Origin of the sequence: Fulvivirga sediminis (genome assembly GCF_016757215.1) — a bacterium.
Taxonomy (GTDB): Bacteria; Bacteroidota; Bacteroidia; order Cytophagales; family Cyclobacteriaceae; genus Fulvivirga; species Fulvivirga sediminis.
Window position 1 is genome coordinate 53,195 of the sequence record NZ_JAESIY010000015.1, and the last position, 20,624, is coordinate 73,818.

Consider the following 20,624-nt stretch of genomic DNA (forward strand, 5'->3'; position numbering starts at 1 on the left):
AAAGACTACTGAAAAAAATATAAGTTGCATCAGGCGAAAGAAATATAATAAAAAAAGCCGGATGTTCTCAATGAACACCCGGCTTCAACATTTATAAACACTTAAAAATTACTCACTTAAGTCAATTTCCACTTTATCATCATTCACCATTAACTCAAATGCTCCTGCTTCTAGTAGTTTCTTACCATCTCTTCCAAAATAGCTCAAATCCTTCTCTGGTGAAAGGGTGAAATCTACCGTTTTGGACTCCCCTGGTTTCAAGTTGATTTTTTCAAACCTTCTCAACCTCTTCACGTCTGGTGTAACGCTACTCGCAACTAGATCACTGCTAAAAAGGTGAACTACCTCTTTACCTTCTACCTTTCCAGTATTTTTCACCGTAACAGACACTTTAATATCCTCTCCTTTTTTATAAGTGGCCTTGTCAGTTTTCAGGTTAGAATACTCAAAAGTAGTATAGCTCAGGCCATGACCAAATTTGAACTGAGGATTATAATCAGCTTCATAGTTATACACACCTTCAGCTTTTTTCTGCTCTTCAGAAGGTTTATGGATATAAGAAATAGTGGCATTAGGGTATCTTGGGTAAGTATAAGGTAATTTACCAGAAGGATTCACTTCTCCTAACAAGATATCTACCAAAGCATCTCCCCCATGATTACCTGGAAGATAAGATTGCACAATGGCGTTCATTTGCTGCTCAAATCGACTGATTATCCTTGGCCTCCCTTCGTTTAATACTAAAACGATAGGCTTACCAGTTTCAGCCAGTTTCTTAGCCAGCTCAGTCTGGTTTTCAGAAATGTATAAATCATTAAGGTCTCCAGGTTTTTCGGTATAAGTACTTTCTCCTAAACAAAGGATAATCACATCCGCATCTGCTGCACTTTTCACCGCCTCTTCCATTTGGTCTAGCTCGTCTTCGTAGTACTTACCACCATCTTTATAGCTCACGCCAGGCACAAATGTTACATTTTTTTCACCCATTTTATTTTGCAAAGCTTCTAGTATAGTGTTGTATTCACTGGCGAATTCAGGTACACGATCTCCTTGCCAAGAGTAGGTCCAGGCACCATTAAGGGTTCTCATGCTGTTAGCATTTGGTCCTGCTACAAGTACCTTTGCCGATTTATCAAGAGGAAGTACATTATCATCATTCTTTAATAACGTAATAGACTCAGCAGCCATATCATAAGCCGCCTTTCCAAACTCATCACTACCAAACTTAGGGTAATCTTTATAGTGAGTGGTAGGCTTTTCAAACAAGTTCAAAGCAAACTTCACTCTTAGTACTCTTCTCACAGCATCGTCAATTCGCTCCATGCTTACCTTTCCTTCTTTCACTAAAGCTACAAGATCATTACAAAATGGCTCATATTGGTAAGGAATCATAGACATATCAATGCCTGCATTAATAGCCAGCATCACAGCATCTTTATTGGTTTCTGCTATCCTGTCTCTTCTCTGTAAGTTTTCAATATCAGCCCAGTCAGTTACTACTAGCCCTTTAAAGCCCAATTCTTCTTTTAACAGTTTGGTTAAAAGATCATAGTTAGCGTGTACAGGCACTCCGTTAATAATACCAGAATTAATCATAATGGTATGCGCCCCCGCTTCTATAGCCGCTTTAAAAGCAGGCAGATGATATTCTCTCAATGCATCTTCAGGGATGTAAGCAGGTGTTCTGTCTTTACCTGAAATAGTAGCATGGTAGCCTAAGAAATGCTTAAGACAAGAGGCAATATGCTCAGGATCTCCTACCGTATTGTTATCTCCTTCATATCCATTAATCATTTCCACACCCAGCTGAGTACATAAATAAGGATCCTCTCCAAATGACTCCCACATACGTGAAAACCTGGGATCAAGACCTAAATCTAGCACAGGAGAGAAAGTCCATGGAATCGATCCAGCTCTAGTTTCATAAGCTGTAATTTCAGCTCCTTTTCTTACCAACTCCCTGTTTCTGCTAGCTCCTTGGGCTATCTGCTGAGGAAACATAGTAGCCCCTACTGTGTACGTAGCTCCATGAATCTCATCCACTCCATATAGAACAGGGATTTTAAGGCGGGTTTGCTTCATAGCTACCTTTTGAATACCACTGATAATCTCATACCAATGCTCATTGGTTAAAGCCTTATTATTGGCAGTATTTAGTATTGAGCCAATTTTATAATCTATAAGAGCCTTCTTTAAGGCATCCATATCTAACTCTACAGGATCATAGCTTGAATAAACATCATCTCCTTTACCTACTACATCCAGCGTAATTTGAGCCATTTGACCTACTTTTTCCTCCAAGGTCATTTTTTTAATTAGGGCTTCAATTTTTGCTTCATCATTTTTCTGAGCTAACACCAAATGGCTCAGTCCCATTAGAAAAAGCAAAGCAATCTTCATTTTCACTTTCATCCTTTTATTAATTAAATTTATAAACATATGTAGCCACTGCTCCTGCAGCCAGGCTAGCACCAAATCGATTTTTCTCTATTTCAATGTTGAATTCATGCTCTTCTTCGCCATCATTAAGCACTATGAGCACTAGGTCATTGCTCTCATTCTTAAAGGCTACATTGGGTAAGCCACCCACCTCATTAGAATGCACCCTATGAGCACCTGCTTTTACATACTTAGAAGCATGAGCTATAACATAATAGGCAGGATTATTTACCACCTCATTACCTTCTATAGTAACTGCTCCTAAACAACGGTCGCATCCCCCTCTATCAGTATGAGGCTTCAGTTCAGGATTAGATGATAAGTTCCATTCAAGGATAGTCTTACACCAGTTACGAGCTCCGCCTATTACCACTTCTCTGGTATGCCATTTAAAATCATTGGCAAAATCTCCAGGAGCACCTACCCACTGCTCTGTAAAATATAAGTTCTTATCAGGGTAAGCCTCATGCAAAGAAGATAAGGTATCTATATCACCATTATACAAGTGAAAAGCTGCTCCATCAATATATTGAGAGGCTAGCGAATCTTCATATATAGAAATCGGATAGTCTGGTCTATCTGCATTATGATCATAGGCAATGATTTTAGTGGCAACACCTCTTTTTTCAAAAGCAGGCCCCAGGTGATTCTTCACAAAGTCAGCTTGCTGCTCGGCAGGCATAAACATACTAGGGTTATTACCTGGATGCAATGGTTCGTTCTGAATCGTAATAGCATCTATAGGTATCCCTTCTGCTTTCATCGCCTCAATATATTTTATAAAATATTGGGCATAAGATTCATAGCATTCTGGCTTAAGGCTACCACCTCTGGTATCTTCGTTATCCTTCATCCAGGCAGGCGCAGACCAAGGCGACCCCATAATTTTAAGTTCAGGATTTATTTCCAAAATTTGCTTTAGCACAGGAATGAGGTGCGTACGATCCTGATCAATAGAAAAATTTTTCAGATCAAAATCTTCTTCTCCTATAGGCAAATCATTATAAGAAAAAGGCTTAGGATCGAGATCCGAAGCTCCTATGCTTACCCTAAGATAGCTTACTCCTATACCAAGGCTGTCTGTATGAAATAAGTTGGTAAGTAACCGCTTACGCGCCATGCTATCCATTTGCGAGATATGCCTGGCACTGCCTCCGGTAAGCGTATAACCGAAACCGTCCATTTGCTGAAAGACACTATCTCCATTTACACCAATAGTAACTAAGGAGTCATTTGGCCTATTACTTTTTTCTAATACTCCTAAGGTTAACAACTTAGATTTATCTGGAGTGGTAAGCATGTAATTCAATCTCTCTACTCCAGCGGGCTTGCTTTGATCACAACTGACACACGCTGCTAAAAGGAAAGTACAAGCCAGTACTTTCCTTGATGTTCTTTTCAACATGAAATTAACGTATAATAATTTTTTCGGTATAAGATTTATGGGAAGTGGTAACAGTAATAAAGTATAATCCGGCAGCTAAAGGCTCTTTTATTTCTATCTGCTCAAGGCCCTGCTGCACCTTCTGAACCATAAGCACCTTGCCTGAATAGTCTCTCAATGATATTTCCTTTTCCCCGACAGCATCTGAAAAACGTATATTTATGACACCTTCTGTAGGGTTAGGGTAGACTTTATAAACCAAAGCAGCTTCTTCTTCTACCCCTGTAGTCACTGGCAAAGACGCACCTATATAGTTAAGTCTAATCCAATTTACATTAAATAAAGAACTAATAGCCTTTAATCTGATATACTGAAAACCCTTCGGAAGATTAGCTACTGATCCATTTACAGTAATCCAGGTTTGCCATCCACCAGTCTTTTCGAATGATGTTTTGCTCACCTCATTTTCCGCTCCTTCATCATCAAGAGTAAGTAAAGCCACTGTACCTCCCTCATCTTGCGAAGACACTCTGTACTCTACTTCATAATACCCTCCTTCTGCTACATCTACTGCAAAGTCCAGATAATCACCTGCATCAGTATATGATAAATTAAGGCCTCCGCCTTCATCTTCAGCTTCTTCCCATTCAAACCCATTATTAACAAAGTAATCTTCCACCTCTATTTTACCAGGAATAGATAAAGGCAAGCGATCATTATCCAGGAAAATATCTATTGCCAAATCTTTAATTGGAGCCAATACAATACCTTCCGTTGTCTCCAAACTATTGCCATCGTATGATATCAAAATTTCATCTTCATAGTGAATTTCATCTTCCATATAAATATTTACCACCTGATGAGCCTGTTCATTGAGTTTCACCGACTCTATTGCAGCCGGCTGGCCATTAACAGTAGCTGTAAACCCATTTTTTTCAGGCATATCAACAAAGGATTGATTAAAAATGAGGCCTATTCTTTTTTTTTGATGAATCGCCTTTTTCTCCAAAACCTTTGGCTGCTCATTCACTTCAAATGGCCCCTCGAGTTGTAGGTAATTAAAGTTAAAATCACCTTCTTCTATTAGTAGCTTTATTTTCTGTTCTCCTTGGTTAAGATGAATACCTTCTACGGTGATGGTACTCCAAGCCTGATAGTCGCCAGTGTTAGGCATAGTTATTTGCTCTGATATTTTCACGTCATTAGCAAATAGAATTACCCTACCCAAGCCAGAAGGAGACGCCACTCTTAAAGAAATTTGATAACTCCCCTCCTCTTCCACATCAATTGTATACTGTAACCATTCGTTTGGCTCGGTCCATCCTACGTTGTAGCCGTTGGTTAGCTCATCAGAACAGCCCTCTATATCAACACCATCATTTCTATACTGCCCGCCATTATTCCAACTGGCTCCACCGGAATTTCCTGAAGTATTGGTAGCATCATTATCAAAATAAGCATAACCATTTTTGCCAAGATCATAATCTACAGCATATACAAGCAAGGGTTCATCAGAGGCAAGAACGTGACTTGTAAAAGGCTTAGTCTCATTGGTGTGAGGCTGTCTAATCAGCGCATCCACTACATCTTTTCTGTATTCACAATTTTCCAGCTTTGTGTTTTCAGCAAACTGCATTAGGCCTTGATAAGCCTCTTCTTGCGTAGGCTTTTCAGCTGATCCATTCCAGTAGTCAATTACATGTTGGTAGCCCTCACCTTTTTCAATTTTCAGAGGGTTATTCCCTCCTGTCTTTTTTAATGGCCACCATGACCACCCCATATCATTCTCCTCAAAGAGCTGAACAGCATTGGTAAACCAGGTATTAGAATTTTCACCTGTTTCACCTAACCAGATAGGCACATTTCTTTCATTTCGCATGTTCAACATGCCTTGAATAGCCCCTACGTCATTAGCATTCCAGTACTTATGATAACTCACTACCATGTTATCATCCCATAACTCTGGCAAGCCAGCATAGTTGTTTCCCCAGCAGTTTCCTTCTATGATAACGATATGTTTTTGATCAACCTCCCTTATCGCCTCTGTAACCCTTTTTTGGAGGTCCCATAAATCAGTATTGGCAGACTCAGAGCAGCCGTTAGGATCTCCTTCATGATCCTGAAATCCCCAGTTAGGCTCATTAATAATGTCATAAGCAGCTATCATAGGCTCATTAGCATACCTTTCAGCTAGCTTTCTCCATAAGGCCACCATCTTTTCCTTATTTGCCTCGCTTTCCCACAAGGAGGGTTTTGAGGGGTCATAATCATTAATATCAGCATTTTCTCCTTGTCCGCCGGGGGTGGCATGCAGGTCTAAAATAAGGTACACGTTATGAGTTTTGCACCATTGCAGCAGGTTATCAGTAAGCTCAAAACCTTTATCTAACCAGGTAATCTCACCTGCCTTTTCTTCCTGAATAGGCGGAGTAAAGAGGTTATAATGCATAGGCAGTCTTATCATATTAAAACCCCATGAGCTAAGAGAATCTACATCAATTTCTTGCATGTGGTTTTCCAGCCAGGCATCATAAAATTCATCTTTTTTCTCTTCACCAATAAGCTCCGTAATCCTCTTTTGAAGCTCAAACTGAGGCCCACCAGTTTCTAGCATATAACCCTCCTGAAGCATCCATCCGCCCAGGCCCATTCCTCTCCACAACACCTCTTCTCCACTACCACTATCTATAATGCGCCCTTCATGCGCCTTTAAAAAGCCTTGAGCCCCGGCATCATAAAAAAAGAGCGTTGAAAGTATAGAACAACATAGTATAATCTGTTTTTTCATAATATATCCATGAGTGTTATAAAACAGCCTGATCAAAATTGATCAGGCTGATTAGTTTTGATGACTTAATTATCGTGTACCTCTAAATTCAACTTCATCAATAGAAATACCTCCTTCACCCATAGAAGCTCCTCCTGTTCTAATGACCAAGTACTTGGTACCCCCAGTCTCAAATTCTATTTCTCCTTTTTTCCCTATTAAAGATCCTGAACACCCTATGACTGCGAGATTACCACTGAAAGGGCTGTTTCCGCAGTTGCTCCATGTATTTAACCCCATGAGATTTCCTCCATCTTTGTATTCAACTCCTTCCTCAGGCTCAACATCTCCCATGTACACTTCTAACCATACATCAGTAGCGCCCTTTCCTGACAAGTAAACTGAAAGGTTATAAGTTTTATTGGCTTCTACTTCAATAGGTTGATAAATACCTGCATGACCTTGACCACCCCCTGAAGCCACCATATGGCCTTCTTTCAGGCTAAAATCAACTTTTTTATCCGAGCTGATGAAAAATTTCGTCCAATAATCAAAGGCATCTTTATCCATCTTAGCCCCTTTTACTAAGTTACCTGCAGCAGGGTCTGCTGTTAGCACTTCAATCGTTTTAATATCAGAGATATCTCTGCCTCCTGCTGAAACAGCCATTACGGATATTTCATACATCTCTTTATCTGGCAAAAATAGAGTATCTACTTTCTCTCCCTTTTCAAACCCTTTTCCTATGTTCCAGTAAGTGATAAACGAATTGGGTGTTGTATCCTCTACCTTAAAGAAGTTGGGTTCACCTGGAATTGGGCTAACGGTGAAACTAGCCTCTTCAGGTTGGCCGAGAGACAGGCTGTCATCTTCTGGTGTACAGGAGCACACCATTATAGCTGCAGTTCCTAATAGAACTGCAGTATTATATTTTAAGAACTTTGAAATTTTCATAGAACAAAATTTAGTAGTTAGGATCTTGTTTGATTTTTGTATTGTTAAGCTCTAATAATGGAATTGGTAAAAACTCATTCTTACCTGCCACAAATCCAAAGTCTGCAAGGGCTGAAGCAGCTCTTCCATTTCTGATAAGATCAAACCATCTTTTGCCTTCACCGGCTAACTCTACTCTTCTTTCATGTAAAATATTATCTATGTTTACTGGTATAGAAGCTAAACCTACACGAGCACGTACGGCATCAAGTAACAATTGTGCACGAGATTGATTGTCTAAATTTCCGCTTACAATAGCTTCTGCCTCTAAAAGGTAGGTGTCAGCCAAACGCAATTCATAGGTGTTTTGAGGGAAATTAAGCTCATAGTTTCCGCCACCAGTTGACTTATCTTCTTTAAGCCCGGCAAATTTCTTTAGGAAGTAGCCGGTATTATCGTAACCTTTTGAATAGTTAACTACACCTGCTTCAGCCAAGCTATCTACATTAGAAATTGAATATTTATAGCGAGGATCATAGTTTCCGTTTTGTACAAAAGCACTAGCCAAACTCTCTGTAACAGGATTAAAACTATACCCTGAAATAAAGTCAGGAGCTCCTGCTGACTCATCTATCACAGAATAGTCTCTGGGGCCCACCAAGATATTCATCACATTACCTTCAGTACAGGCAATACAATCCCAGACGCCGTTAGAAGTATTGGTGTGTCCTATTTCAAAGATTGACTCGCTATTATATTCGTTTCCAACTACAAATAGATCTCCGAAATTCTCGAGCAATTCATACCCTCCTTCTTCACTCTTTCCTCCTGGAACTGTTCCATTTACAATGGCAAATTGTTCTGCCGCTAGAGCAAATTTCTTTTGATTTAAATATACTTGCCCTAAAATGGCCCTGGCCGCGCCCTTAGTCATTCTTCCTCCTTCTGTACTTACAGGAACGGTAGCCGGTAGCTTATCAATAGCCGCAGTTAAATCCTCTTCAATAAATGAGTATATAGACTCTCTTGAAACCTGTTCCACATCGTTTACATCTTCAAAATTGATAGGCTGATCAAACTTGGGAATACTTCTAAAAAACCTGATCAGATCAAAGTAGAAGTAAGCTCTCAAAGCCTGTGCTTCAGCTGCAAATCTCACCTTCTTTTCTTCACTCATAGGTACTCCAGGCAACTTACTAAGCAATATATTGGCTCTGTACACTCCTTGAAAACCTTTAGACCATAAATCTTCTTGAGGACCCGTGGCAGGAGTTAATTTGCTATAATCATTCCATGCTTGAAATGCTGCAATATCGCCTGAGCTACCACCACCCGCATAGTGATCATCTGAAGCAGAATTAAGAGCAGGAAGCTTATCTATATAACCACTTGAAACGAAACCTACTATATCATATACAGCCACTAGAGCTGCATAAGCCTCAGATTCGCTAGAATAGTAGAAAGCTTCTGTTGACTTTCCTGTTGGTTCTACTTCAAGAAAATCATCTGAACAGCCACTCACTATGATTAGAATAGCTGTAAAAAATGGGATTAATTTATTTGTATAACTTTTCATATCTTTCTATTCAATGATTTTAATTAAAAGCCTACACTAAGACCAACCATAAAAGATCTGGCTTGTGGGTAAACTCCTCTGTCAATACTCATTACACCACCACCTATCTCAGGGTCATAACCAGAATATTTGGTGAACGTAAATAGATTTTCTGCCATAATATATACTCTGGCATTAGTCATACCTGCTTTTGAAATAAGAGCTGAAGGCAAGCTATAACCTAGTTGCATGGTTTTAATTCTGAAATAATCACCTTTCTCCAGGTAAAAGTCTGATGGGTTAGTGAAATTACGATTAGGATCTTCATCTACTAATCTTGGATAATCGTTTGACGTTCCTTCTCCTGTCCACCTTCCCAAAGCACTAGTTTGGTAATTCGCTTTAATAATATCTAACCTTCTCAGTCCCTGGAAAATTTCGTTGCCTGCAACTCCTTGCCCGAAAACCATGAAGTCAAAGTTTTTATACTCAAGACTTAATGTAAGACCATAAGACCAATCAGGTATTGGGCTACCTATAAAGTCTCTATCCTTTTCATTGATCTCTCCGTTGCCATCTCTATCTTGCCATTTAAAGTCACCAGGCTTAGCATTGGGTTGGATAAGCTTTCCTTCTTCGTTACGATAATTATCAATCTCTTCTTGATTTTGAAAAATACCTAGAGTCTTGAAGCCGTAAAACGAATTAACAGGTTGGCCTACAGCTGTTCTGGTTATAGGATAGCTACTTGATTGAAAAGTTTCTCCGCCATCAAGATAGGCTACACCATCATTCAGATAAGTTACTTTGTTCTTTAGGTAAGATACATTTCCATTAACAGATAGATTAAATTCACCTAACTGTTTTCTATATCCTAGTTCTAACTCTAAGCCCATATTTTCCATATCAGCCGCATTTTTAGCTGTATTACCTACAGTTCCATAATAGGCTGGTATTCTAGGATATTGAAGAATTCCTGTAGTTACTTTTTTATACCAATCAAATGTTACAGTTAAGTCTTGCAGCACGGTGGCCTCAAAACCAATGTTGGCCTGAGAAGTTTCTTCCCATTTCAAATTTCTATTTGGAGGCGCATCAGGACTCCAACCATTACTATATGCTCCAGAATTTCCGAAAGTATAATTTCTTCCTGGGCTAATGGTTAACAGGTAAGCAAAATCTCCAATATTGTCATTACCTACTATTCCGTAACTACCTCTGATTTTAAGGAAATTAACAATATCATTTTCAGGCCAGAAATCCTCTTCTGAGGTTACCCACCCTATTGAACCCGACGGGAAGTATCCATATTTATTCTTATCACTGAATCTTGAAGATCCATCTCTTCTTACAGTAGCAGTGAACAAGTACTTTTCTTTAAAACTATAGTTCACTCTACCAAAAATAGAACTTACAGCATGCGGTATATTTTCATACCCCCCAGGAGCTGTAGATCTTACTGGCACATCAAAATTCAATGAGGCATCATCAAAGTTATCTACAGGAATATTGAATACCGTAAGGTTAACTCCTTTAGACCTGTTATCCATATAAGCACCTTGTCCTAACAACACTGTGAACTTATGATCATTGATGCTTTTGCTATAAGAAACTGTGTTTTCTAAGTTCCAATCTAATTTTCTATTTGTACCCCTGTTAAATGAAGTTTGGCTAGTATTAGTAGAGGAATTAAGGAAATAGATGGGTGTAAAAGACTCATCTCCCCAAAAAGACAGTTTAGCGCCTAAAGTGGATCTTAATATTAATCCTTCAATTGGCTCTGCTTGGGCGAAAACATTACCTACAATGTTATCAGACCATCCATAATTACCCAACCGGGTCTGCATGTAAGCTACAGGGTTAGTCATTTCTTGCCCTACCTCTGAAGAAATGCCATAAGGATAACCATTAGCATCTCTAACCACTCCAGGGTTAGTATATGGAGCAGTATTCATTAATGAATCATCTTTAACCACAACCGGAGTCAAAGGATCCAAATTAATCGCTGAACTTAATGGCCCGCCAAATTCACTATTTGTATTACCTAAACCGATGCTTTTCTCTCTAGAGTAACCCAAATTTTGACCGACTTTTAGCCATTTAGCCACATTGTGAGTAGAGTTTAGTCTAATATTATATCTTTCATATTCAGAAATATCTGAGACCACAATTCCCTCTTGATTTAAATAACCAAAAGACAGGTAAAATGTAGAAACATCATTACCTCCACTAAGGCTCACCTCATGATTTTGCCTTTTAGCATGATTGTTAAAAATGGCATCCTGCCAGTCTGTACCTTTACCAAATTCGGAAGGATTATCATAGACTATCCCTTTTCCTGCTGCTAAAGAAGCCTCATTTCTTAAAGTAGCATATTCTGTAGCATTTAATAAATCAAGTTTTCTCGCCGGCGCTGAAGTACCATAGTAACCACTATAGTTAACTTTCAAACCTCCCTTTTTTCCTTTCTTTGTGGTTACAAGTACCACACCTGCCGCAGCCCTTGCTCCATATATAGCCTGTGAAGCCGCATCTTTTAATACCTCGATAGATTCAATGTCCGATTGATTAAGATAACCAATGCCACCGTTGTCTACTACCACCCCATCAACAACCCATAAAGGATCATTATTATTTAATGAGGTAATCCCTCGAACACGAATGGTAGCGGCTGATCCTGGCTGGCCAGAATTAGCTGCGATGGTTAAACCAGAAGTTCTACCCTGTAAAGCCTGCCCTACGTTATTAATAGGTAAAGACTCCAAATCTTCTGCTCCTACGCTCGTTATCGCGCCTGTTACTTCTTTCTTTTTCTGAACACCGTATCCAACCACCACTACTTCATCCAGGGTTTCCACGTCTTGGCCTAAGGAAATGTTAAAAGTAGTTTGATTGCCTACCGGCACCTCTTGGCTCATATAACCAATAAAAGAAAAAATCAATATTTGATCCGAGGCAGCTTCTAAGGTGAAAGAGCCATCGATATCAGTAACCGTACCTTTAGAGGTACCCTTTATAAGCACATTCACACCGGGTATTGGCTGTGCCGTCTCTTCGTCCATCACTGTACCCGTGATGGTTGACTGCCCAAAAGCCCATTGCGTCAGCACCAAAAAACTGATCAATAAGTAGCATTTTATTTTCATACAAAATAAGGGTTAATATTTAATTAATTGGATTTCATTTCGCAATCGTTTTCACTCATGAAAATTGAAATGATTCTGCAATATATCCCTACTGATAATTAGCTCAAAAATTAGCACTACACTTCAATTACACCACCAAAAAATGTCACCTCGTCAACAACACTTCACAACAATTTATATTACTGAATATCAGTTGTTTAACTATACGTTTTTCTAAGAAAAATCAGACAATTTTAATCAATAGAAATACATATTTGATAATTATCAGTAATTTAGCTGCAATCGTTTGATAATTACTTCACAAAGCACATGTTATCAAGTACTTCAAAATATTGGATCACTCTCTTGTTCAGCTTTTTAGTGATCACCTTATCTCCTATTAAAGCTCAGGACTTGGTGAGTTCTATAGCAGGTAAGCCTGGGATCGTACACTACACCCAAAAAGACTTCAGGGCTGATCAACAGTTTTGGGCTGTATGTGAAGACAATAACGGCATTCTCTATTTTGGTAATAATGATGGAGCCATAATATTCGATGGAGAAACATGGCATAAGGTGAGTATACCTAATAACTCCTCCATTAGATGCCTTGCTGCTGACTCACTGGGCAATGTATATGCTGGCGCCTTTAATGAGTTCGGACTTATAAAAAAAGATAAAAGCGGTAATTACTACTATCAATCACTTTTTGACTCACTAAAATTTAATGATAGTAAGATTGAAAACCTGTGGGAAGTACACATATTAAGGTCTAATGTCATTTTTAGAAGCTTTGGCAAACTAATAGTTATCTCAGGCAATAAAGTAACTCAGTTACCCTCCAGAAGCTATTTTGTAAAATCCTTTGTGGTTAACGACAGTTATTACGTTCATGACCAAAAAGAAGGGCTTTACAAGCTTAATCTGGATAATATGCAGCTACAACAAAGCCTCACATATGCTCAGATGAAGCAAGAAGACCTTATCTCACTGCTTCCTATTACTAACAGCCGAGAAGTACTAGGAGTGAGCAAGACAGGTACAATTTTTAACATCGACTTAGATAAGGGCTCCTCCGAGCTGTTAAGTCAAATTTTCACAAAAGGATCTAACCAGGTGGAATCAGCCATCATGGGCAAAGATGGCTATTATTATTTGGCCACCTTGAGTGAGGGTATTCTTAAAATGGATCAGCAAGGCCATATATTAAATAATAAAGATTATTTACCCTCACTTCAAGACAAAAGTGTGCTTAACCTTTATCAAACCCATCAAGGAAACTTATGGGCGTTACTCAATCGTGGTCTGGATTATATTACCTTCAACTCTCCTATTTCAGCTGTATTTGAAGGGGCAAGTATTTATGATGTAAGCATTAATGAAAACGAAATATATCTAGCTACTAATCAGGGGCTTTTCTATTCCAACTCTGTCAATATACAAAAGCCTATTTTTAAAAAAATACCTAGCACAGAGGGGCAAGCATGGTCTATAGATAAGCACAAAGGGGATCTACTTGCCAGCCACGACAAAGGTATTTTTGTTCTTCAGCAGGGCCTTGCCCACAAAATTGGAGATGAAACAGGCATCTGGAAAACGATCCCTATTTCAGAAGATGAAAACACCTTCCTGGCGGCTACTTATAGCGGCTTGTTAGTCATAGAGAAAAAAGATGGCCATTGGGTATATAAAAACCGCATTAAAGGTTTTGACGAATCCACCAGAGACATTCTAGAAACAGAAACTCCAGGCACCTACTGGGTATGCCATGGCTTTAAGGGAGTATTCAGGATAAAAATGGATGAAAGTTATACCAGAGTTACTTCTGTAGAGCATTTCACTACCCAAAACGGGTTTAATTATCCGTATAGCATAAATGTGACCAGGTGGCAAAATCAAATTGTTTTCACTACAGATGAGGGTATATTCACTTACAACCAACGAAGTAATCAATTTGAGCCTTTTAAAGCCTTAAATGCGATCCTTGATTCTACTTACAATACACGCACCCTCATAGAACATGAAGATAAAACCTGGTTTATTCAGGATGACGAGGCCGGTTATTTCATTACAAAATATCCAGATGAGTTAGAAAAAGGCTATTTTCTTAGATTTAAAGGCGACTTTAATCGTGGTATGGAATGCATTGTTCCTGTAAGTGAAGACCAAGTGATGCTAGGCACCAAAAGAGGACTTTATTTATTTGACCTCACCTATAAAGACCGTGCCCAGGAAGCTCATACTATGATTACCAAGGCCCAATATTACAAAGAAGAGACTCAAAACAGCCTTACTTTAAATGGAGACAAACGAGTGGTTTTACCCAATGGCACGAATACTCTGCGCTTTGATTTTGCCGTACCTCAAATGCAAAACGATGCCGATATTCAATACAGTTATAAGCTAGAGGATGTAGACAATAAGTGGTCTGACTGGACACTAGCCTCTTACAAAGAATATGCTCACCTTATGCCGGGTAAATATACCTTTAAAGTAAAAAGCAGAAGCCTTATAGGCACCAAAGGAGATATAGCTAGTATATCTTTCGAAATATTACCCTTGTGGTACCAAACTACCTGGGCAGCCATTGCCTATTTCTTGATGGCTGTAGGATTAACAGCATTTATTATCAATTGGGTAAAAAAGAAAATAGCCAAGGAAAACGCCAAAGCCAGAGCGGAAGAACAAAAGGCTAAAAAGCTACTTGAGCTAGAGGTAGCACAGCTTAAATTAAAAGCTGAAAAGGATAAGATTAGCAGAGATAAGGTTATCCTTCAAGAAAATATTATACATAAAAGCAAAGAGCTAGCTAACTATACTATGCTTTTGGTAAAGAAAAAGGAAATTTTTTCAGAGATACAGGAGGACATTAAAGTATTACGCAGTCAGGTAAAAACAGAGGGGTCAAGAAAAAAACTTCAAAGCATGTATGCTAAGATTAATGATCATGTCATTGGAGAAGAATACATGAATGTATTCGAATCTAATTTCGAAAAAGTTCACCATGACTTCTTTACCAACTTAAAAGATAAATATCCTGATTTAACCCAAAGAGAGCTACGCATATGTGCCTTTATTAAAATGAACCTGAGTAATAAGGAGATATCTCCTTTACTCAATATCTCAGTTCGCGGGGTAGAGACGGCTCGCTACAGAATCAGAAAAAAACTGCATCTGGAGCACGACTCTAACTTTACTGAATTTCTTGAAAAAATAGTTTCAAAGTAATGGTTATGGCCTTTCTGGCATTCCATTGTCTTTATTTACAAATTCTGAACTCAGCGGGTTTTGCCCATAAGCAGCTTGCTCAGCGCTGTAGTTAGGCGTAGATGAGATTGAAGTGGGGTCTTCTTCGCTTACATGCTGTATATGTAAAAGTGCGTTAGGGTCCTTCTGCAAATCTTTAATGTTTCTTCTATCTTGTCGTTTCATAATTATTCTTTATGCTCAAACAGACAAAATAGATGCCAGAAGTACCTAAGTAAGGAGTTTTCTGATATTATTCAATTTTTCCTCAGTTATAGGCTTTGATTGAAATAAAAGCACATCATCATTAGAGCTTATACGATCTTTATCGTAATCATTATCAGAGCTAGTAAGGACTATAATGGTGATTTTTCTCCTTACTTCCTCAGGAAATGAGGCAAATGCTTCCAAAAATTCGAAACCATCAATTACCGGCATGTTCAAATCCAGGAATATGACATTTGGCAATTCATTAGACTCTTTTTTAGACAAATAGTCGAGTGCTTCTCTGCCCGAATAACAGGTAATTACGTTTTCCGAAAAATGATCTAACTCTATCACTTTCTGGTTGATAAAAACATCTATTTCATTGTCATCTACTAACATGACAATATCCGCACACTTACTATTCATTCTCCGGATCTCAAATCATTAATTTTGTAGCGATATTACTTATTAACTAACATCAATGCAACTAAGATTAAAAAACATTTCAAATAACACATGAAATTTCCTTTTACTCAATAGTTGATAGTTTTGATATTTACCCATTCCTATTATTCACCAATAACCCTCTTTTATTACATAGCTATGATAGGGAATAATACAGAATAATATTTCGCCATTACCACAATATAAATCAAAAAATATAGGCATATGTTTTATTCGTACAAAAAAAATATTAAAATTGAACTTCAATCTCTATTAATCTATAACACTATGAATTACAAAAAATTAGGTACTGCAATTCTATCAGTATTAATAATTTTCGGCATGACCTCATGCGGTCAGAAAACCGAAAAAGAAGCAGAAGATGCTTCTGAAGAACTTGAAGCTGCAGAACCCGAATTAAAGGAGCAAATTGAAGAAGTTGTTTATGAAATACCTTCCCCTTCAGAAATACCTACTTTACTTGAAAGAACCGGCGCAGAGTATAACGGCTCATTAGTTAACCCTCAGGATAAAGCTGATTCTTATGCCTCTGCTAACGACAAAGCTGCTTTAAACTTAGGGGTTTATGCCACAGACATTGGTTATTTGGTTTCTTATGATAAATCTCAGGATGCACTTACTTACATTGCGTCATCTAAAAAACTAGCTGATAATCTTGGAGTTACAGGAGCTATAGATAGCAAGCTTTTAAGTAGATTTGAAAATAATCTTTCCAGAAAAGACTCTTTAATTATACTTATTAACTCTACTATTGATAAAACTGAATCTTACTTAAAAGATGATGAAAGAAACCAGTTAGCAGCGTTAGTGGTTGCTGGATCTTTTGTGGAAGGTCTTTATATTTCTACTGGTTTGGTAAAAACTTACCCTACCGATATACTTCCTGAAGACAAGAGGAATCTGGTACTTACTCCGCTTATTGATGTAATTTTAAAGCAAGAGAAATCAGTAAAAGATCTTTCAAAAATGCTTGATGCCCTTGAAAAAAGTGGCCCATTGGCAGAATTGAGCACTAAAGTAAAAGCTTTAGAAGCTGATTATGAAAAACTTGATATTGAAGAGCAGATCAAGAACAACCGGGCTGACCTTGCGCTTACAGACGCTACGCTACAGGATATAACTTCTAAAGTAGCTGAAATTAGAAATTTCATTGTAGAATAATATACACCATGTTAATTAACCTTAAAGGATCGGAAATTTCCGATCCTTTTTTTTGAATCATTTGATCACATGCACCCAGCCCACGCACCTGTACTCATGGTCTATAGACGCCTCATAGTAATACACACCTGAAACCAACCCATTAGCCTGCCAATCATTCTTATAATCATCCGTTTCGTATACCAACTTACCCCATCGATTATAGATTTGAAGAGATTTAACCACACTTTCAGGTAAAATTTCAAAATAATCGTTATCCATTTCCAAACCAGGAGTAATCACATTGGGCACTTTTATTTCGTAAAATGAATAACTATCACTGGCTTCATAAATACAAAATTCGTTCATAGCACTCAGCCTTACGGTATATTCTCCATCCTTTTCATAATAATAATCAACCTGATCTCCTTTTAGCTGCGTATCATCTCCCATAGACCATATAAATCCATTTCCATTCGTAGAGGTATTCTTTAACCTCAATGATGGTCTAGAAAAACAATCATATATTTTCTCTGCAGAAAAGGAAATGTCAAGCGCCGGAATTACATTAACGGTCACTTTTTCGGATTTAGTGCATCCGTTACTATCTATCATATCTACCCAATAGGTGGTAGTGTCATTAGGAGAAACTACAGGAGATGCTTCATTAGACTTGAAACTGCCATTTTTGGTAGACCAATGATAGCTTACTCCTCCCTCTGCGGTGAGCTTAAAACTGTTGTAAGAGCAAATGTCTCCCCCCTCCCCTACCTTAAGGTTGGATTGGTGCACCTTCACCTCCACAGTCATCACATCCTCTCCAATACAAGTAGTAGGATCTATGGCCTTTAGAGTAACTCTATACTTTCCAGGATTTTTATAATAATGAGGAATAGGTTCGGTATTAGTTACTGAAAGCTGCTGACCATCTCCAAAATTCCACTCATAGATTTCCCCGCCTATACTCAGATTTTCAAAAACAATAGGATCGGGCATACAAACTTCTGTTATACCCGGGGTATTCAGCTCAAGTGAGTTAGTCTGAACCACAGCTCTCAAAGACGCCAAGTCATATTTAAAAGCAGCATTATTACATCCAGAATTTGCTCCATTCACCACAGACCAAGCCCCGGCGGTAACATCAAAACTAGAACCTCCATAACAGCTGGCACACACAGACTGATAAACTATTCCCTTTTTATCGAAACGGCTGGTACCTCCATCTACATGAACGGCAGAAGCACTCCCTCCAAAATAGGTAGCGAATAACAAAGAGCTAGCGTCGGCATCTAAAGACATCAGATAAAAATCTGACCCTGAAGTACTTTGTCTGTACGCATCCGCAGTAGTGGGTAAGCCTGAAACAGTGAGGGTTAAATTATTAGAAATAGAAGTATTATCTTCCACCTGTGATGGAATAGAAGTATTAGCCCAGCCAGCAACATACAGATTGTTACAATCATTCACCAAAAAAGCCGTAGGAGATATATTGGGAGTAAACCTACCAGGAGTACCAAACATGGTTGAAAAGATTGAAGTAGATAAGTCTGCTGACAGCTTATGAATAAATTGGCCGCCCCCGCCATTGGCATATTTACCAGGAGTGATAGTATACATTCCTCTCGTTTGCCCTAATACATAAATGTCTCCACGGCTATCAAAATCCAACATAAATACCTGATCGTAATCTGATGTACCCAGATAAGTTGTAGTAAGAAGTAAATCACCCGCTAGATTAATACGAGCCACCCAGCCATCAACATCTCCAAAAGAAGTCTTAACAAAACCATCTCCCTTAATAATGAAATCTGCACTGATAGTGCCACCAGCAGCGTATACCGCCTGATCATTCACTTTCAAAGAATAGGTAGCATCAGAGCCACTACCTCCAAGGTATCCTCCCCAGACCAAGCCACTGAGATCAGCATTGAACTTGGCCACAAAGCCATCTACCTCGCCTCCACCGTAACTATCATTAAAGGTGGTCACTGAGCTAAACAGGTCTGTTGATGACGTAACTCCCCCAATAAAAATATTATCACTATCATCTACATAAACTTCTCCGCGCTGAGAGTCACCATAGTTAAGTGCCAATGGGTTTAAGCCTCGCATTATACCATCATTGCCATCTCCTCCGAAGTAAGTACTACCCATAAGCCGGCTTCCATCCTTACTGAGCTTAGCTACAAATACATCTGATCCATCAGAAAACTCCTCTCCCATAATGGTATACAATGGACTCCCTCCTTGAAAAGTATTCTGATAGGCATTCGATGTTATTGGAAAATCAGTAGAATTGGTAGATCCAAAAATCACCAGTTCATCATGGCTATTAATAATTAAGCTTTGAGGTACCTCTGAGCCACTACCTCCTAAGTAAGTCGCATACTCCAAGTTACTGCCTATGGAGTCATATTTCAAAATAGCGATATCCCAATTGCCTCCCCATGCCGTTTGAAATGCACCTGGAGTAGCCGGAAATTCGCCCATATATCTATCATTTCTATAATGATGGGTTATGCCTCCAGAATAGAGCTTCCCATTTTCACCATAAGTAGCGGTGGTACCCCAGTTATCTGCATTAGAGCCAGAATAAGTAGAAAATATCAAAATAGGATCGATAATAAGCTCCTTACTTTCATCATAACCCAAAGGAAAATCAAAAGAAAGCGTGTTTCCTTCAAGGACATATTCACACACCACTTGCTGCTTTAAGCCATCCACCTCCTGATAGGCATAGGGCTTATACTCTTCGATTTTACTTACTGTAGTCTCTAAAATCAAACTACCCTGCTGCAGGTAGATATCATCCATCCCAGAATACACCAGCTTTATAGCATTGGGGTCGCCGCCTGGCTTTATAATCAAATCATATTTTAGATAGCTGCCTTGAGAGTACAGCTCCATATCGGTTTGATCATATATGTTATTATAAAATAAGCTTTGAAAGGACTTAGCCTTAGTCACCCATTTTCTTGAATCAGTACCGTAGTAATAATTATAGTGGGTAGAATAAGGATGCTTCGCTTCTACATTTTCTGTATGAGCATTTTTAAACGTGACATTCACCACATGCATTTTTACATGATCATGTCCATTATCTTCTTCTGAAAAACCTGCTGACTTATAGTTTTCATCTTCATAGCCAGCATGCCTTTTATGAAAGGCTTCTCCATCCCAAAAAACATAAGAAAAACCAGACTTCCCAAAATAGGCTCTACCGTTACTTATGTCAGCTCCATAAAGTGATTTTTTTAAAAACTGCCCTTTATTCTCAACAAACCTAATACCTGGTTTATCCCTTGCTGTGACAGATAAATTAATCGCCAAAAACAGAGTTATAATAGTTAAGATCACTCGCAG

11 protein-coding genes are annotated in these 20,624 nt (G+C 38.6%); 2 read left to right on the top strand and 9 right to left on the bottom strand.

The window, feature by feature from the left end; all coding sequences use genetic code 11:
- Positions 1-108: 108 nt before the first annotated feature.
- The 6 genes from JL102_RS21275 to JL102_RS21300 all read right to left on the bottom strand — a co-directional run bounded on the left by JL102_RS21275 (position 109) and on the right by JL102_RS21300 (position 12,224).
- Positions 109-2,412, bottom strand: coding sequence for a glycoside hydrolase family 3 N-terminal domain-containing protein (locus JL102_RS21275; protein WP_202246489.1), 2,304 nt, complete (start codon positions 2,410-2,412; stop codon positions 109-111).
- A gap of 7 nt (positions 2,413-2,419) precedes the next feature.
- The gene (locus JL102_RS21280; RefSeq protein ID WP_202246490.1) at positions 2,420-3,844 is read right to left on the bottom strand and encodes a glycoside hydrolase family 30 protein; all 1,425 of its coding nucleotides are present in this window, start codon (positions 3,842-3,844) and stop codon (positions 2,420-2,422) included.
- Between the two features lie 4 nt (positions 3,845-3,848).
- Positions 3,849-6,611, bottom strand: a complete 2,763-nt coding sequence (locus JL102_RS21285) for a carbohydrate-binding protein (protein ID WP_202246491.1) — start codon at positions 6,609-6,611, stop codon at positions 3,849-3,851.
- Between the two features lie 69 nt (positions 6,612-6,680).
- A complete protein-coding gene (locus JL102_RS21290) occupies positions 6,681-7,544 on the bottom strand; it encodes a hypothetical protein (RefSeq protein ID WP_202246492.1) in 864 nt (287 codons plus the stop codon).
- A 10-nt stretch (positions 7,545-7,554) separates the two neighbouring features.
- Positions 7,555-9,099, bottom strand: a complete 1,545-nt coding sequence (locus tag JL102_RS21295; protein WP_202246493.1) for a RagB/SusD family nutrient uptake outer membrane protein — start codon at positions 9,097-9,099, stop codon at positions 7,555-7,557.
- A gap of 23 nt (positions 9,100-9,122) precedes the next feature.
- Positions 9,123-12,224 (bottom strand): SusC/RagA family TonB-linked outer membrane protein, encoded by a 3,102-nt coding sequence (locus tag JL102_RS21300; protein WP_202246494.1) that lies wholly within the window; start codon positions 12,222-12,224, stop codon positions 9,123-9,125.
- 309 nt (positions 12,225-12,533) lie between these two features.
- Between JL102_RS21300 and JL102_RS21305 the strand changes: the two genes are divergently transcribed.
- Complete coding sequence (locus JL102_RS21305; protein WP_202246495.1) at positions 12,534-15,431, top strand: triple tyrosine motif-containing protein; 2,898 nt, start codon at positions 12,534-12,536, stop codon at positions 15,429-15,431.
- Positions 15,432-15,434: 3 nt separating this feature from the next.
- On the opposite strand, the gene JL102_RS21310 is transcribed toward JL102_RS21305, so the two are convergent.
- Together JL102_RS21310 and JL102_RS21315 are read right to left on the bottom strand one after the other, a co-directional pair.
- Complete coding sequence (locus JL102_RS21310) at positions 15,435-15,635, bottom strand: hypothetical protein (RefSeq protein ID WP_202246496.1); 201 nt, start codon at positions 15,633-15,635, stop codon at positions 15,435-15,437.
- Between the two features lie 45 nt (positions 15,636-15,680).
- Entirely contained in the window at positions 15,681-16,082 is a 402-nt protein-coding gene (locus JL102_RS21315) for a response regulator (RefSeq protein WP_237390692.1), read from the bottom strand.
- A gap of 306 nt (positions 16,083-16,388) precedes the next feature.
- Here JL102_RS21315 and JL102_RS21320 point away from each other — a divergent pair, with 306 nt between their 5' ends.
- On the top strand, positions 16,389-17,282 hold the full coding sequence (locus tag JL102_RS21320; protein ID WP_202246497.1) for a hypothetical protein: 894 nt from the start codon (positions 16,389-16,391) through the stop codon (positions 17,280-17,282).
- A 57-nt stretch (positions 17,283-17,339) separates the two neighbouring features.
- Here JL102_RS21320 and JL102_RS21325 read toward each other — a convergent pair whose 3' ends face one another.
- A complete protein-coding gene (locus JL102_RS21325) occupies positions 17,340-20,591 on the bottom strand; it encodes a DUF7948 domain-containing protein (RefSeq protein ID WP_202246498.1) in 3,252 nt (1,083 codons plus the stop codon).
- Positions 20,592-20,624 lie beyond the last annotated feature (33 nt).

Coding starts and splice junctions, on each gene's coding strand:
- JL102_RS21275 (WP_202246489.1), bottom strand. CDS start 2,412: ATGAAAGTGAAAATGAAGATTGCTTTGCTTTTTCTAATGGGACTGAGC.
- JL102_RS21280 (WP_202246490.1), bottom strand. CDS start 3,844: ATGTTGAAAAGAACATCAAGGAAAGTACTGGCTTGTACTTTCCTTTTA.
- JL102_RS21285 (WP_202246491.1), bottom strand. CDS start 6,611: ATGAAAAAACAGATTATACTATGTTGTTCTATACTTTCAACGCTCTTT.
- JL102_RS21290 (WP_202246492.1), bottom strand. CDS start 7,544: ATGAAAATTTCAAAGTTCTTAAAATATAATACTGCAGTTCTATTAGGA.
- JL102_RS21295 (WP_202246493.1), bottom strand. CDS start 9,099: ATGAAAAGTTATACAAATAAATTAATCCCATTTTTTACAGCTATTCTA.
- JL102_RS21300 (WP_202246494.1), bottom strand. CDS start 12,224: ATGAAAATAAAATGCTACTTATTGATCAGTTTTTTGGTGCTGACGCAA.
- JL102_RS21305 (WP_202246495.1), top strand. CDS start 12,534: ATGTTATCAAGTACTTCAAAATATTGGATCACTCTCTTGTTCAGCTTT.
- JL102_RS21310 (WP_202246496.1), bottom strand. CDS start 15,635: ATGAAACGACAAGATAGAAGAAACATTAAAGATTTGCAGAAGGACCCT.
- JL102_RS21315 (WP_237390692.1), bottom strand. CDS start 16,082: ATGAATAGTAAGTGTGCGGATATTGTCATGTTAGTAGATGACAATGAA.
- JL102_RS21320 (WP_202246497.1), top strand. CDS start 16,389: ATGAATTACAAAAAATTAGGTACTGCAATTCTATCAGTATTAATAATT.